Source organism: Marinobacter sp., from assembly GCF_014859525.1.
In the GTDB taxonomy this organism is placed as follows: Bacteria; Pseudomonadota; Gammaproteobacteria; order Pseudomonadales; family Oleiphilaceae; genus Marinobacter.
Window position 1 is genome coordinate 1 of the sequence record NZ_JACUUB010000013.1, and the last position, 15,044, is coordinate 15,044.

At 57.9% G+C, this 15,044-nt stretch carries 15 protein-coding genes; 8 read left to right on the plus strand and 7 right to left on the minus strand.

The window, feature by feature from the left end; genetic code table 11:
- Window positions 1–200: 200 nt before the first annotated feature.
- From uca to IBX51_RS05045, 4 genes are all read left to right on the plus strand, one after another.
- Window positions 201–3,833, plus strand: a complete 3,633-nt coding sequence (gene uca, locus IBX51_RS05030; RefSeq protein WP_291829312.1) for an urea carboxylase — start codon at window positions 201–203, stop codon at window positions 3,831–3,833.
- A 260-nt stretch (window positions 3,834–4,093) separates the two neighbouring features.
- Window positions 4,094–4,819 (plus strand): GntR family transcriptional regulator, encoded by a 726-nt coding sequence (locus IBX51_RS05035; RefSeq protein ID WP_291829314.1) that lies wholly within the window; start codon window positions 4,094–4,096, stop codon window positions 4,817–4,819.
- A 427-nt stretch (window positions 4,820–5,246) separates the two neighbouring features.
- A complete protein-coding gene (locus tag IBX51_RS05040) occupies window positions 5,247–5,519 on the plus strand; it encodes a ComEA family DNA-binding protein (RefSeq protein WP_291829316.1) in 273 nt (90 codons plus the stop codon).
- 104 nt (window positions 5,520–5,623) lie between these two features.
- Entirely contained in the window at window positions 5,624–6,568 is a 945-nt protein-coding gene (locus IBX51_RS05045) for a DMT family transporter (RefSeq protein WP_291829318.1), read from the plus strand.
- A 27-nt stretch (window positions 6,569–6,595) separates the two neighbouring features.
- On the opposite strand, the gene gloA is transcribed toward IBX51_RS05045, so the two are convergent.
- Entirely contained in the window at window positions 6,596–7,138 is a 543-nt protein-coding gene (gene gloA, locus IBX51_RS05050) for a lactoylglutathione lyase (protein ID WP_291829320.1), read from the minus strand.
- Between the two features lie 108 nt (window positions 7,139–7,246).
- On the opposite strand from gloA, the gene IBX51_RS05055 reads away from it, so the two are divergent.
- Together IBX51_RS05055 and IBX51_RS05060 are read left to right on the plus strand one after the other, a co-directional pair.
- Entirely contained in the window at window positions 7,247–7,933 is a 687-nt protein-coding gene (locus tag IBX51_RS05055; protein ID WP_291829322.1) for a GntR family transcriptional regulator, read from the plus strand.
- A gap of 24 nt (window positions 7,934–7,957) precedes the next feature.
- A complete protein-coding gene (locus IBX51_RS05060) occupies window positions 7,958–8,905 on the plus strand; it encodes a DUF523 and DUF1722 domain-containing protein (RefSeq protein ID WP_291829324.1) in 948 nt (315 codons plus the stop codon).
- Window positions 8,906–8,989: 84 nt separating this feature from the next.
- Here IBX51_RS05060 and IBX51_RS05065 read toward each other — a convergent pair whose 3' ends face one another.
- From IBX51_RS05065 to IBX51_RS05075, 3 genes are all read right to left on the minus strand, one after another.
- On the minus strand, window positions 8,990–9,721 hold the full coding sequence (locus IBX51_RS05065) for a YdiY family protein (protein ID WP_291829326.1): 732 nt from the start codon (window positions 9,719–9,721) through the stop codon (window positions 8,990–8,992).
- 24 nt (window positions 9,722–9,745) lie between these two features.
- Window positions 9,746–10,765, minus strand: a complete 1,020-nt coding sequence (locus IBX51_RS05070) for a rhodanese-related sulfurtransferase (RefSeq protein ID WP_291829328.1) — start codon at window positions 10,763–10,765, stop codon at window positions 9,746–9,748.
- A 187-nt stretch (window positions 10,766–10,952) separates the two neighbouring features.
- Window positions 10,953–11,684, minus strand: coding sequence for a thioredoxin domain-containing protein (locus IBX51_RS05075; protein WP_291829331.1), 732 nt, complete (start codon window positions 11,682–11,684; stop codon window positions 10,953–10,955).
- A gap of 115 nt (window positions 11,685–11,799) precedes the next feature.
- Between IBX51_RS05075 and IBX51_RS05080 the strand changes: the two genes are divergently transcribed.
- On the plus strand, window positions 11,800–12,762 hold the full coding sequence (locus tag IBX51_RS05080) for a nitronate monooxygenase family protein (protein WP_291829334.1): 963 nt from the start codon (window positions 11,800–11,802) through the stop codon (window positions 12,760–12,762).
- Here the strand turns inward: IBX51_RS05080 and IBX51_RS05085 are convergent.
- On the minus strand, window positions 12,748–13,344 hold the full coding sequence (locus tag IBX51_RS05085) for an ACP phosphodiesterase (RefSeq protein ID WP_291829336.1): 597 nt from the start codon (window positions 13,342–13,344) through the stop codon (window positions 12,748–12,750). The genes IBX51_RS05080 and IBX51_RS05085 overlap by 15 nt on opposite strands.
- A gap of 129 nt (window positions 13,345–13,473) precedes the next feature.
- Between IBX51_RS05085 and IBX51_RS05090 the strand changes: the two genes are divergently transcribed.
- Entirely contained in the window at window positions 13,474–13,650 is a 177-nt protein-coding gene (locus IBX51_RS05090) for a DUF6435 family protein (protein WP_291829338.1), read from the plus strand.
- A 36-nt stretch (window positions 13,651–13,686) separates the two neighbouring features.
- On the opposite strand, the gene IBX51_RS05095 is transcribed toward IBX51_RS05090, so the two are convergent.
- Entirely contained in the window at window positions 13,687–14,031 is a 345-nt protein-coding gene (locus IBX51_RS05095; protein ID WP_291829340.1) for a chaperone modulator CbpM, read from the minus strand.
- A 12-nt stretch (window positions 14,032–14,043) separates the two neighbouring features.
- Window positions 14,044–15,021 carry a DnaJ C-terminal domain-containing protein gene (locus tag IBX51_RS05100; protein ID WP_291829343.1) on the minus strand — a complete coding sequence of 326 codons (978 nt, stop codon included), beginning with the start codon at window positions 15,019–15,021 and terminating at the stop codon, window positions 14,044–14,046.
- Between the last annotated feature and the right edge of the window lie 23 nt (window positions 15,022–15,044).

Below are 15,044 nucleotides of genomic sequence, written 5' to 3' on the forward strand. Positions count from 1 at the left end.
GCGCCTTCATCAAATCCTGACCGATCAATTGGGGTCAGACCCCGGGTCAGACCCCGGTTCAGACCCCAAGGGTCCACATGCCCAAGTCGCGCATCGGGGTCAGACCCCACGGGTCTGACCCCACCCAGAACATCGCCCAAGTTGAGATTCGGGGTCAGACCCCGCGGGTCTGACCCCACCTACTCCGGAGATAAAACAACATGTTCAAAAAAGTCCTGATCGCCAACCGAGGCGAAATCGCCGTCCGCACCATCCGCACCCTCAAGGCCATGGGCATCAGCAGCGTCGCCGTGCACTCCTTTGAGGACCGCCACAGCCTGCACGTCACCAATGCCGATGAAGCCGTAGCACTGGTGGGCAAAGGCGCCAGCGAAACCTACCTGGACAAGGCCCAGATTCTGGCAGCAGCCAAACAGACCGGCGCCGAAGCGATCATTCCCGGTTATGGCTTTTTGTCCGAGAACGCCGACTTCGCCGAAACCTGCGAAGCAGAAGGCATTGTGTTCATCGGCCCCACTCCGGAGCAGATGCGTGAATTCGGCCTGAAACACCGGGCCCGGGAACTGGCCGAAGCCGCCGGCGTGCCCCTGGCCCCGGGCAGCGGCCTGCTGGAATCTTTGGATGAAGCCCTGCAAACCGCCGAGCGCCTGGGCTACCCGGTGATGCTGAAAAGCACCGCCGGTGGTGGCGGCATCGGCCTGACCCGCTGCAACAGCCAACACGAACTGCGCGAGGCCTTTGAAACCGTGCGCCGCCAGGGCCAGAGCTTTTTCAACGACAGCGGCGTGTTCCTGGAGCGCTTCATTGCCCGGGCCCGCCATGTGGAAGTGCAGATGTTCGGCGATGGCCACGGCAACGTGGTCGCCCTGGGTGAACGGGACTGCTCCCTGCAGCGGCGCAACCAGAAGGTGGTGGAAGAAACCCCGGCCCCCAACCTGCCGGCGGCGACCCGCCAGGCCATGCTGGATGCCGCCGTTTCCCTCGGCCAGTCGGTGCATTACCGCTCCGCCGGCACCGTGGAATACATCTATGACGAAGACCGGGACGAGTTCTATTTCCTGGAAGTGAACACCCGCTTACAGGTGGAGCACCCGGTCACCGAGTCGGTCACCGGCCTGGACCTGATCGAGTGGATGCTGAACATCGCCGCCGGCGAAAGCCCGGATCTGGCCAGCTTCCAGCCGGAACTGAACGGCGCCTCCATGGAAGTGCGCATTTACGCGGAAGATCCCCTCAAGGATTTCCAGCCCTCCCCCGGCGAGCTGACCGATGTCTACTGGCCGGAAGACGGCGTGCGGGTGGATACCTGGGTGGAGAACGGCAGTGAAGTCTCCGCCCATTACGACCCGATGATCGCCAAGCTGATCGTACACGGCACCAACCGGGCCGACGCCCTGGCCAAACTGCGCCAGGCGCTGTCGGAAACCCGGCTGATGGGCATTGCCACCAATCTGGATTACCTGCGCCAGGTGGTGGCCCAGCAAAGTTTTGAGGAGGGTATTGTCTCCACCCGCGCTCTGGAGAGTTTCGAGTTCAAGCCGTCGGTGGCGGAAGTGGTCAAACCCGGCACCTACACCACGGTGCAGGACTACCCGGGCCGTGTGGGTTACTGGAATATCGGCGTGCCGCCCAGCGGCCCGATGGACGATTACGCCTTCCGCATCGCCAACCGCATTGTCGGCAACCACAACGACGCCGCCGGCCTGGAATCCACCCTGATCGGCCCCAGCCTGAAATTCCACAAGGATGCCGTGGTGGCGCTGACTGGCGCGCTGACCGATGCCACCCTGGACGACAAAACGGTGGAATTCTGGAAACCCATCACCGTGAAAGCCGGCCAGGTGCTGGCAGTCGGCAAGGCCATCAAAGGCTGCCGTACCTACCTGGCGGTGCGCGGTGGCTTTGATGTACCGGTGTATCTGGGCAGTCGCGCCACCTTCGCCCTGGGCCAGTTCGGCGGCCACGGCGGCCGGCCCCTGCGCCCGGGCGACATGCTCGGCATCAGCCAACTGGCCCTGCCCGCCTGCACCACCCCGGGGCCAACCCACGATCCCGCCCCGGCCGACCCGGATCTGATTCCGGATTACCCCAGTCATTGGGAAATCGGCGTGCTTTATGGCCCCCACGGTGCCCCGGATTTCTTCTCGGAAAAGTCCATCGAGACGTTCTTCGAGCAGGACTGGGAAGTACACTACAACTCCAACCGCCTTGGCATTCGCCTGAACGGCCCGAAACCGGAGTTCACCCGCGAAGACGGCGGCGAGGCCGGCCTGCACCCGTCCAACATCCACGACACCGAATACGCCATCGGCTCCATCAATTTTACCGGTGACATGCCGGTTATCCTCACCAAAGACGGCCCCAGCCTGGGCGGTTTCGTGTGCCCGGTCACCATCGCGAAAGCCGAGTTGTGGAAAGTAGGCCAGGTAAAACCCGGCGACACCATCCGTTTTGTGGCGATTGATAACGACACCGCGGTGCAGCTGGCCGAACGCCAGGAACTGGCCATCAAGAGCCTGATGGCCCCGCCGGCGGTCACCCTGGTAGCGCCAGACCTGGCCCCGCTGAACGGTCTGTCCGCGACCATCCTTGCGCATCTGGATGAAACCGATGGCCGCCCGGAAGTCACCTACCGCCAGGCCGGTGACCAGTACATCCTGCTGGAATACGGCGCCAACGTGCTCAATCTGGGCGCGCGCATGCGCATCCACGCCCTGATGGAAGCCATCGCCGACGTACAACCCAACGGCCTGCTGGAACTGTCCCCCGGCGTACGCTCCCTGCAGTTACGCTACGATTCAAGGATTCTGCCGCAGGAGTCGCTGATGACCTACCTGCTGGATCTGGAAGCCACCCTGCCCCCGACGGATGAACTGAAAGTGCGCAGCCGGGTGATTCACCTGCCCATGGCATTTGAAGACAGCGCCACCCTGGAAGCCGTCGATAAATACCGCCAATCGGTACGCGACACCGCGCCCTGGCTACCCAACAACGTCGACTTCATGCAACGCATCAACGGCCTGCCCAGCCGGGATGATGTAAAAGACGTGCTCTTCTCCGCCCGCTATCTGGTGCTGGGCCTGGGTGACGTCTACCTCGGCGCCCCCTGCGCCGTGCCCCTGGACCCAAGGCACCGGTTGCTCACCTCCAAATACAACCCGGCCCGCACCTACACCGCCGAAGGCACCGTGGGCATCGGCGGGATCTACATGTGCATCTACGGCATGGACTCCCCCGGCGGCTATCAACTGGTCGGCCGCACCCTGCCGATCTGGAACAAGTACCTGAAAAACCAACAGTTCGCCGAAGGCGCGCCCTGGCTGCTGCGGTTCTTCGACCAGGTGTGCTACTACCCGGTCACCGAAGACGAACTGACGGAAATGCGCGACCAGTTCCGCGCCGGCAAGCTGGAGATCAAGATCGAAGAGGAAAGCTTCGACCTGAAATCCCACCAAGCCTTCCTGGATGCCAACGAAAGCTCCATTGCCGAGTTCCGCAAACTCCAACAGGCGGCCTACGCTAAAGAGGTGGCGTTGTGGAAGGAGAGCGAAGCGGAGGAGCTGGACCGCCTGGCGAAAGCCCCACCAAAAGTGGATGCCTCAAGCCTGGAGCGGTTTGGAGAACTGGTAAGTGCCGAGATCGCCGGGAATATCTGGAAGTGCCTGGTGAAGCCGGGGGATACCGTGGCGGAGGGTGATCCGCTGGTGATCGTAGAGGCCATGAAGATGGAGTTCGAGGTGAGTGCGACTTTGTCTGGCAAGATCAGCGCCCTGCACGTGGAACCCGGCAAGTCGGTAACGCCCGGCGAGCCCCTCCTAAGCATTGAGGTCTAACTTGGGAGATCGGTGCCATTGGTGCTGGCCTCTTGTTTTGCGATGGCGCCGCTATCCGGGAAACGCCTCTCGCAGGCATAGGGAGTTGGGCGTGGCTATCGGGGAGGCTGTTCAAAAGTGTGCGCAGCAGGGATGCTGCGCTCAAGCCCCCACGGATGGGTTCACGGCGTCTTTTGAACAGCCTCCCCGATAGCCGCGCCCAGCGCCAAACTCCAAACCAACAGGCCTCCCGCATTATTAAAAGAGGGCAAACTCCAAAAATGAAAACGACCACCAAAAGAAAGGCCTCCATGGCCGACAGGGTTTACGAAGCCCTGAAGGACGATATTTTTGAGTTCCGCCTGATTCCCGGAGACAAGTTCAGCGAGGGCGATGTCGGTGCACGCCTGAATGCCAGCCGGACACCGGTGCGGGAAGCCCTGTACCGGTTACAACGGGAAGGCTATGTTGACGTATTATTCCGCAGCGGCTGGCAGGTTAAGCCCTTTGATTTCGAGCAGGTGGAAGAACTCTACGACTTGCGCATCACCCTCGAACGGGCCGCCATGCACAAAATCTGCGCCCTGCCCGAAGAACCCCAAACCCTCCGCACCCTGATTGCCATCTGGAACCCGGACCACCCCTCCGAACGCGCGGTAGGCAGCACTGTGCGCGCGCTCGACGAGAGTTTTCACTGCGACCTGGTGGCCGCCGCCGGCAACCGCGAGATGACCCGCATTCACCGGGAGATTACCGACCGCCTGCGCATCATCCGCCGGCTCGATTTCACCCGCGATGACCGGGTGGATGCCACCTACATAGAACACGCCCATATTCTCGAGGCCTTGAGGACTGGCCATGCTTCAGAGGCCGCAGACCGGCTGACAACGCACATCAGAGCCAGCCAGAAAGCAGTGCGGGAAATCACCATGGAGCGAATCAAAGAAGCGGCGGAGGCCCACAAATCCGGGCAAGAAATTGCCCAAAAAGTAACGACCAAACAATGAATTAGAGTTCACCAGGCGGCTTACATGCGTGTAAGAGATATCGCACACGCCATGGGGCAGATGTCCGATTATTAATGAAAGAGCCCCGAGTAGAATGATTGTTGTCAGGGATGACAAGCCAGCACGGATGTTGGTTCAGGGAAGAGAACTCCAGGGAATAAGGAGTTGCCCGAGGGATCAGGGCTACAGGGACGATCGCAAGGACGAAGTGCTCAGGATGATGCGCAGCCTGATGGATCAGGCAGGGGTCAGCCACGGAATTTCGGGACTACATGGACGGTAGTCCCTTCCGTGCACTACCTCCACAACCTTCGTAATACCCTCCCCCAGATCGCACTGCGCCCACACCAAATTTAGGCAATTGTAAATCAATGGTTTGTCTCCCTGACGGAACACAACAACGTCATAAAGCAAACGGAGCTCTCCAATGAAGCACACAGGCATTCTCACAACCCTCGTTTTACTCTTCTCCCTGGCCACAGGCTTTACCTACGCCAACGAACCAGGCGCCATCAACATCAACACTGCCGATGTAGCTGTACTGGCCTCGCTGAATGGTATTGGCGAGAGCAAGGCCCAAGCCATCGTCGCCTACCGTGATGAAAACGGCCCGTTCCAGTCTGTGGAAGATCTGGCCAACGTAAGAGGCATTGGTGCCCGCACGGTTGAAAACAACGCCGAGCGTTTGTCGGTCGAATAAACTTTTACGGGCAGCGCTCTGCTGCCCGTATTTCCCACCACTGGTATCGCCTGCCTGCCACTGTTAGTCTTTCCAGCCTCTGTTTACCCAACTCTGGCTTTTTCATGATCCAAGGCGCGCTTTTTATTGCTCTGGCAGCATTGCTGTGGGGCACTACGGGCATTGTTGCCAAGTTCCTGTTTACCGGCACAGAACTGGCGGCCATTACCCTGGCCCTGCTTCGGCTGGCAGTTGCCCTGCCCTTTTTCTGGTTGCTTATGCGCCGTGAACAGCGTCAATTGGCAGTGGCCCATCCAGGCCAGAATGCGCCGGGAAGTTCTCTGCGCGGCCTCACCAAAAAAGCCTTACTGCCCCTCGCTGCTATGGGGCTGTTTCAGGCGTTTTATCAGGGCAGCTATCTGCTCGCGGTGGATTTGACCGGTGCGGGTATTGCGACGCTGATTGCTCTTTGCCTACCGCCGGTTCTGGTGGCCATTCTGGCAGCACCGCTTCTGGGAGAAAAGCCAGGCCTGCTAACCATTGTGGCAGCTATAGCCGCGATCATTGGCACCAGTATGCTGGTGGTCAGTGACATAGGTACCGCAGGCACACTGCGTTTGGCGGGCATTCTGGTGGCGCTGCTGGCGGCGGCGGTGTACACCGGCTTTACTCTGACCAGCCGTTATAACTCGGCGGGAACCCCGGTTTTCACAACAGCCTTCATCTGCTTTTCGACCGCCGCGCTGTTGCTGTTACCGGTGGTCGTCATCAGCGGGGGCTTTGAAGGCTTAGGCACTCTGAGTGTCCAGCATTGGCTGATGATTCTTTACATCGGCGTGGTGCCAACGTGTATCGGCTATCTGTGTTTCTTTGCGGGAATGAAAACGACGCCGGCCACTCTCTCCAGCATCATCGTGACCCTGGAGCCGCTGTTTGTGGCATTGCTGGCTTGGTTGATCCTGGGGGAAATACTGGGGCCGATCGGCATTGTCGGGGCCGTGATCCTGACGGTCGCGGTGATCGTCGCGTCACGTTATGGCAAACCGCCCGGCACGCACCGGGAACGCTGACACCGGGCCTGCAGCAAACAAATCACCTTACTTTCGCTGTTTTTCCAGCATGTTCGGCTGCAGGATCTCAATCCAGTAGCCGTCCGGGTCTTTGATAAAGGCCAGTCCTTTCATTTTGCCTTCGTCCGGCTTTTTCACAAACTCCACACCCAACTTTTCAAACCGCTCAGCCGCAACGTAAACATCCGGAACGGCGATACCGATGTGACCAAAGCCCTGCGGCTGGTCATTGCCATTGTGGTAGGCGAATTCCTGGTCGTCTTCGGTACCCCAGTTGTGGGTAAGCTCCAGCATGGCTTCTCGACCAAACGTATAGGTGGTGCGGTGAGCGTCGTCATTGGGCACAAGCTGAGCCTGTTTGTCATCCAGATACCCCAAAAAATACAGGGTGAACTTCATCTCCGGAAAATCCAGTTTGCGCACCAGTCGCATGCCCAGCACCCGGGTGTAAAAGTCCATAGAACGCTCAGGCTCTTTGATGCGCATCATGGTTTGATTGAAGACAAAACCTTCAGTCTCAGGGACCGGTGCGTCATGCAGGCCAGGCGCCTGCTCAAAATGCTTGGGCATGGTGGTTTTCCTTATCAAATTGAGTGTTCAGCCTTCATACCTGAGTGCAAGAGCGCTGGATTTCAAGGCTATGGTAAACTGGCGCGCCCATTGTTTCAGAGAGCCATTATGGATTTTCAGGTGCCCAACACCCTGGCCGAGCAAATCGCCAATTACCTGGCCGAGCGCATCATGACCGGGCAGATCCGCCCAGGGGAGCGCATTCATGAGGCGCCGTTGGCGGTCGAATTAAAAGTGAGCCGGGCATCGGTGAAGGAAGCCCTGTACACACTGGAACGCTGGCACCTGGTAGAGATAACGCCCCGCAAAGGAGCTTCAGCCACCCAACTGAACGCCGAGTCTGCGTCTGAGCTCTATGACGTATACATGCACTTACTGATGATGCTGGCTGTGCGGCTGTGTGAACGCTGGCAAGAGGCAGACAAGCCCAGAATGCTGAATGCAGTCAACCAGGTGGTAGATCAGGTGAGGCAACCGACAGCCGACATTACTGCGATTGTCGAAGCCAGCTTTGGCGTTATGGAGACCTGCTGTGATGTGGCGGCCAATCCTTACCTGACGGAAGCCCTCACCAATTTTAAGCCGGCGGTCAGCCGGGCTTATTACCTCAGTGCCGAACGCTATCGCCAGGGCCTGGCCCAGACCAGCCAATTTTTTGCGGAGTTGCCTAAAGCAGTGCTGGCTCGCGATGCCCTCAAATCACAAGAGCTGATTCGCGGCTTTGCCGAGCATCAGAAGCAATTGATTCGCCAGGCGCTGGGCTATACTGATTCCACATTCACAAAGACACCGTAATAATCCGACGGCTGGAGAGTTTTAGTGACCGGTATTCCTGTTGGCATAAGCACCTGTCTGTTGGGCAAGGAAGTTCGCCACGACGGTGGCCACAAGCATTCCCGATATTGCACCCAGGTGTTGGCCAAACATTTTGAGTTTCGCTCCATTTGTCCGGAGCTGGAAGCCGGCCTGGGCGTGCCCCGCCCGGCTATTCAGTTGCGTGAGCACGCTGACGGTTTGCACCTGGTTGAGAGCAGAGGCAACGCTGACCACACAGAGGCAATGCAGGGCTTTATCAAAGACATCCTGCCAACACTGGCCGACCTGCGGGGTTATATCCTGATGGCCAAATCCCCGAGCTGCGGCATGGAGCGGATCAAAGTCCATAACGCCGAGGGCAGCTTTGTGCGCCGGGACGGCCGGGGCATGTTTGCAGACGCCCTGATGAAAGCCTTCCCGTTAATGCCGGTAGAAGAAGAAGGTCGCCTGAATGACAATTTACTGCGGGAGAACTTCATTGAGCGGGTGTTCGCCTACGATGACTGGATGCAAAATGTCGCCGGCGACAATCTTGGCAAGCAGGCACTCATCGAATTTCATACTCGCCATAAATTCACCCTGCTGGCCCATTCCGAGAAAATCTACCGCCAGCTTGGCCCAATGCTTGGAGATCTGAAGTCCGAACCGTTGGCGACCATTGCCGAACGCTATATTCATCTGTTCATGGAGGCGATGACCCAGAAAGTCAGCCGAGGCTCCCACGTAAATGCGATGCAACATCTTCTGGGCTTTCTGAAGGAAGGCATGTCAGCCGAGGAAAAGACCGTATTGCTGGAGCAGATTGAAGCGTACCGCCGGGGCGAGATTCCGCTGGTGGTGCCGATGACGCTGTTGCGGCTGGCCCAGCGCAAGGAGCCGGTGGATTACCTGCACACCCAGAAGTACCTGACGCCTTACCCGGACGAGCTGGGGCTGCGAAATAACGTGTAGGCCTTGTTCCCGATGGTTCAGGCAACAAAAAAGGGGCAGATGCTTTAATCATCTGCCCCTTTTTTATCGCGTTGAACCGCCGCTTCAGAATCCGTAGAGTAACGAAAGCGAGGTCTCTGTGTCGGTTTTGTCGGAGCCGGCCGGTGCATCAGTGACATGCTTGACGCGGAACGCCGCTTTCATCGACAAACTGCCCACAATATTACTCTGCACTGAGGTCTCGGACTGGCTGATGGCGTTGTTGTCGTCCAGGCCAATCTCGGTGCTCAGCTTCTGACGGAACAAGGCAGAGTCAGACAGCGAATAATCGAACTGACCCGCCAGTCGTGCGATGGCTTCTTCCTCGACATCGCGGCCATCAGGGTCTTCTTGTTGGAGCTTGTTGTAGCGATAACCGCCGCCAACCGAGAGATCCAGGAACGAGCGATCGCCCACTTGCCAAACACGATTTCCATAACCGGTGGTCAACGTGGACTCAAAGTCGTAACCGGAGAAGCGGTCTTTTTCATAAGATCCACGAACAAACCAGTACTGCTTGTCATCGAACTTGTAATCCGCTTCAAGCGCAGCCTTGTATTCCTCGGCGGTGGTCTGATCTTCGGTCTCCGTGTATCGAGAGCTGAAATCACCGGTGTTGCGCCAGGTCTGGGTTTCGTACTGCAGGCCAAGACGACCGTCAACTTTGGTTTCTTCGGTATTGCCTGAGGTCAGCAGAAAGCCTAGCTCTGCCTCTCCTTTCCAGTTCTCACTGTTCTGCGCGTGGGCCAATGGGGCCAACGCCATGCACGCAATCACCAGCGGTTTTCTGATACCCATGCTGTCTCCTTGGTTGGGTTATTATCAGTTGGTTGCAGACTTACGCTCTGCCTCCCCCTCCAGACTTCTGCGGGCTTGCTGCTCGCGCTCGGCCTTCTTGCGGGCCTTGCGTTCGGCAATGATGCGGGCAGCCTCTCCCCCTACATGCACTTCTCCGCGCTCTTCAGCCAGGCGCATCTGGTGCTCGCGCTCTTTGAATCTGGCTTTCTGCTCTTCGGTCAGTGATTCGATGCACTGGTGGCAGCTCACGCCCTGTTCGTATTCCGGGCGCTTCTTGTCGTCTTCGGTAATCGGTCTGCGGCAGGCGTGGCACTGGTCATAGTCACCGCGCTCGAGGCGGTGGTTGACGGTTACCCGGTCGTCAAATACAAAGCATTCGCCTTGCCACAGGCTCTGTTCCTGGGGTACGTCTTCCAGGTATTTCAGGATGCCGCCCTTGAGGTGATACACCTCTTCAAAGCCTTGTTCTTTCAGGTACGCCGTGGATTTTTCACAGCGGATGCCGCCGGTACAGAACATGGCGACTTTTTTGTGTTTGCTCGGGTCCAGGTTCTGTTTCACATATTCTGGAAATTCCCGGAAGGTGTCAGTGGCCGGATTGACGGCGTTTTTGAAGGTTCCGATTTCAACTTCGTACTGGTTGCGGGTGTCTACGAGCAGGACGTCGGGATCGGAGATCAAATCGTTCCATGCGTTGGCATCAACGTAGGTGCCGACGATGCGCTTTGGGTCGATGCCTTCGACGCCCATGGTGACGATTTCTTTTTTGAGTTTTACTTTGGTGCGTTTGAAGGGCTGGAATTCGACGTAAGATTCTTTGTAGTCGATGCCTTCGAAGCGTTGGTCGCTGCCAAGCCAGGCTTTGATGGTGTCGATGCCTTCACGGCGGCCGGCGATGGTGCCGTTGATGCCCTCACGGGCCAGCAGCAGGGTGCCGTGGACGTCTTTTTCGAGCATCAGTTTCAGTAGGGGCTGGCGTAATTCTTTGTAATCATTCAGGACGGCGAACTTGTAGAGTGCGCAAACGACGATTTCGTTGCTCATGATTTTCTCCTGCGGGCCGGATCGTAAATCCGGAGCATGGTTTGATGTTTGTCACGGGGGGTGCCCGCCAGGGAGCAAAGTTTAACCGACTGGGGGTTGGGTGCAAGTTGGGGATATGCGCAATTTGGCGTTTCGGTGCTTTGGGGCCCCGCCCTGTGTGGGGAGGCCCCTGCAATAATTTTCTATATCAGTTATTTGCTTTTCCCAGTTCTCTTTCAACTACTGCAGAGAGCTGTCCCCAACCCGGTCGGGTTAGCTGGATGTTATCTACGATCACCGTCGGGGTACTCATCACACGCATCTGAGTGGCCACTTGCAGGCTTTGCTCTACCGCGTCTTTGTGGAGTTCGGTGGTCATGCAGCGGCGGAAGCGGCGCTCTTCCAGGCCCAGGCCGTTAGCGTAGCGGGTGAAGGTGGCAACCGGGTCTCTGGAGCCGCTCCATTCGCGTTGGGCGTCATAGAGTTTGTCGTGCATCTCCCAGTACTGGCCCTGGTCACCGGCGCAGCGGGCGGCCTGGGCGGCGGGGACGGCGTTTTGGTGTTGGCGTAGTGGCAGGTCGAAGTACACGAAGCGGACTTTACCAGTGTCTACGTACTCGGATTTGAGACGCTGGCTGGCTGAGGAGAAGCGGGCGCAGGCGGGGCACTGGTAATCGGCGAATTCCCGAACAACCACCGGAGCATCCTCAGGACCGGCGGAGATCCCGTACTGGTCGAGGAAGGCCGGGAAGTCAGCGGCGTTCGGTGCGGCCACCGGCAGCGCCTGGGAGGTTGGCTTCGGCGGTTGGGTCAGAAAATAGACAGCCACGATAACAACGGCGATGGCCGCAACTGAGATGCCAATGATAGCCGGCTTTTTGTTTCGGTGTTTACTCGGTGCGGGTGCACCGGTTTGTTTGCGTCTTTTTGCTTCACCCATGGCGGGCTCCTTTTGTTTTGTCCTGTCACCCGTTGGAACGATTGTCCAATGTTCTCCGGGCAAGCTAAGATCCCTTATATCCTGAAAAAGTTCCAATAAAAATCAAGGACCAACCATGCCAATGCCCGTTCAGCTCAAAAATTCTCTCTCATTGCCCCTGATTGCCGCGCCCATGTTTCTGATTTCTTCGCCCCGGCTGGCGCTGGCCTGCTGTAAAGCGGGCGTGGTCGGAAGTTTCCCGGCCCTGAACCAGCGCAGCAGTGAAGGGTTTGAGGAATGGCTGATTCAGATGAGCACAGAGCTGGCGCAATGGAAACAGGCCCATCCGGACAAGGTTACAGCGCCCTACGCGGTGAATCTGGTGGTGCATCGTACCAATCCGCGCTGGCAGGCGGACCTTGAGCTGTGTGTAAAGCACAAAGTACCTTTGGTGATTACCTCGCTGGGTGCGGCCAGCCAGGTGGTGGAGGCGGTGCACAGCTATGGTGGGCTGGTTTTTCATGATGTGACCAATCAGAAGCATGCGCGCAAGGCGGCGGAGGCCGGTGTGGATGGCATTATTGCGGTGAGTGCCGGGGCCGGTGGCCATGCCGGGACGGTGAATCCGTTTGTGCTGGTCCACGAGATTCGCGAGGTGTTTGATGGCACCATTCTGCTCGCGGGCGGATTATCCCATGGTGAAGATCTGCTGGCAGCCCAGGCACTGGGGGCGGATCTCGCCTACATGGGCACCCGGTTTATCAACACTGAGGAGTCGGAGGCGGAAGATGCCTATCGCAATATGATCATTGAGGCGGTGTCTGGTGACATTATCCATACGCCGGCGGTATCCGGGGTGCCGGCCAGCTTTATGCGTCAGAGCCTTGAAGCGGCAGGCTTTGACATGGATAAGTTAAACCAGGCCGGCGATGTGAATTATGGTGAAAAGCTCAAACCTATGGATGAAGAGGCCAAGGCCTGGAAGACCGTTTGGTCTGCCGGCCAGGGCGTGAGCCTGATTCACGACGTTCCGAGCGTTCAGGCTCTGGTTGACCGGCTTAAAGTGGAATACCAGCAGGCGCATTCACGATTGGGCTGACAGGCTGGCTGCTTCGGCGGCAGCAAAGGCGAGCAGTTCCGGAAAGAACCGGAGAAACCGGGCTTCGAGCTGCTCATCGTTAGCCCGGATCTCTTCGATGATGCCGGCGAACTGATTGGCAAAACGGATTCGGCTGGCTACCCGATCCAGAGCATAGCCGATGTTTTCGAAGTCTTCGTAGGCACCGAACCAGTCATGCTGAACCATCCGGCGGGTGACGTTGACCATCGCAGTGGGCATGACGCGTTCGTGGTTTGTCAGTTCTCGGTAAACCCCGCACACGAACCCACGGTGATCGGCCGGGCTGAATCTGTACCAGTGCCGTAGCAGGTAGTGATCATAAAGAATATCCAGCGCCACACCGGCAAAGCGCCGGCGCTGACTGGAAAACAACTGCTTGCTGGCCAACACTTCCCGGTGTTGGTCGGTAAAGGCGTCCACCGCCCGGTGGTGACGCACACCCAGCAACACCCGCTCCGGCAACTCCGTCAGCCTCACACCTCGGCAAAAGTCACCCAGGATGCTACCCACACGGGCCTCCGGGGAGTCCGGAGCCAGGAAGGTGTGGGCGAGGTGGTTCATGGTTATCTCCAGAAAATCAGGGGCATCGCAGACGCCCCACCTTACGCTTTTATTTGATCTGATCTACAGTGAACTCTGCAAACGAACCTTCGTATACTCTTGCACAAACTCCTCAACCGGGCGAACGTTATGCTGGGATTTTTAAAAAGCGATCCAAAGAAGAAACTGCAAAAAGCCTACGAAGATAAGCTCGCCAAGGCACTGCATGCTCAACGTAACGGGGATTTACGCAGTCATGGCACGCTGATGGAAGAAGCCGAGAAGATCTATGCTGAGATCCAGAGCCTGGAACAGGGCAAGCGTTAATCACTGGGACAACACCGCTGGCACTACCCCAAATACTCAGTCGTCTATTAGCTGACGGAGTTGCTGATTAAGGCGAGCGATGTCTCTGCGCATAGCTTGCACTTCGTCAAGCAGGTCCAGAGATACCGCCAGGCCGGGCAGATTGAGCTTCAAGTCACGCTGCAATCGCAGGGCTTTTTGAAGTCTGGTTAAAGCATCCACATCAAACTGCCACTGGCGTGCCTCAGGGCCCTCTTCCACCGGGGCGATGATGCCGTAGTTCACCAGTTTGATGACAAATTCGGCATGGCAATCACCGCGCTCGCACACTTCCCGAAGCGTAAAGGTGCTGCCGTTGGCGTCGGTGACTTCCACGGTCAAAATCCGATCTTGATCAGTCATGTCTGCCCCCACTCACACGTGCAGTTTGTTGCGTGGATCGAAGTTTTTTTCCAGCTCGGCCAGTTGTTCATAGAGCTGCGCCGCTTCCGGTGCGTGCTGTTCCGGCATGGCCACCTGCAAAATCACAATCTGATCACCGGGGTGCTTACCCGGAAAGCCTTTGCCTTTTAACCGAAGCTTACGCCCACTCGTAGTCCCCTGAGGAACCTTCACCTTCACTTTGCCCGCCATGGTCGGAATGGTGATCGTCGCGCCCAAAGCGGCCTCCCAAGGTGCCACCGGAACGGTCAGCAACACATCGTGGCCTTCTACCGAAAAGTGTGGATGGGGTGCCAACTCTACCTCGATAAACAGATCACCCGGCTCGCCGCTCCCAACACCTGGCGCACCCTGCCCTTTAAGCCGGATGTGTTGGCCATCGCGCATGCCCGCCGGAATCTTCACCTTCAGGGTTTTTTGACGTGGGATGATCCGGCCATGCTCATCGGCATCGTGCACCGTGAACGACACCTGCTTGTCACAACCGTTGAATGCCTCTTCCAGAAACAGCGCCAGTCGCGCATGCACATCTTCTCCGCGCATCCTCCTGTTTTGGCGGAAACTGCCCCCGCTAAAACCCGCGCCGGATGACGCGTCGCCACGCCGAGTGCTGCCAAAAATCTCCTCAAAGAAGTCACTGAACTGACTGGCATCGGCCTCGGTGTAGCCACCACCGCCAAATCCGGAGGCACTCTGCCAACCCGGGGGCGGTTGAAACGAGCCATCGCCTTTAGCGCCGTATTTGCGCAGTTGGTCATACTCTGCCCGCTTTTCAGGGTCTTTCAGAACTTCATAGGCCTCCCCGACGTCTTTGAACTTGTCGCTGGCATTCTCTTCTTTACTGACATCCGGGTGGTATTTTCGGGCCAGCTTGCGATAGGCCTTTTTGATGTCCTCGGGTGGGGCAGACTCACTCACCCCCAGGGTGGCGTAATAGTCTTTGAAGTCCATGGAACTCCTCGCAGCTGATCAAA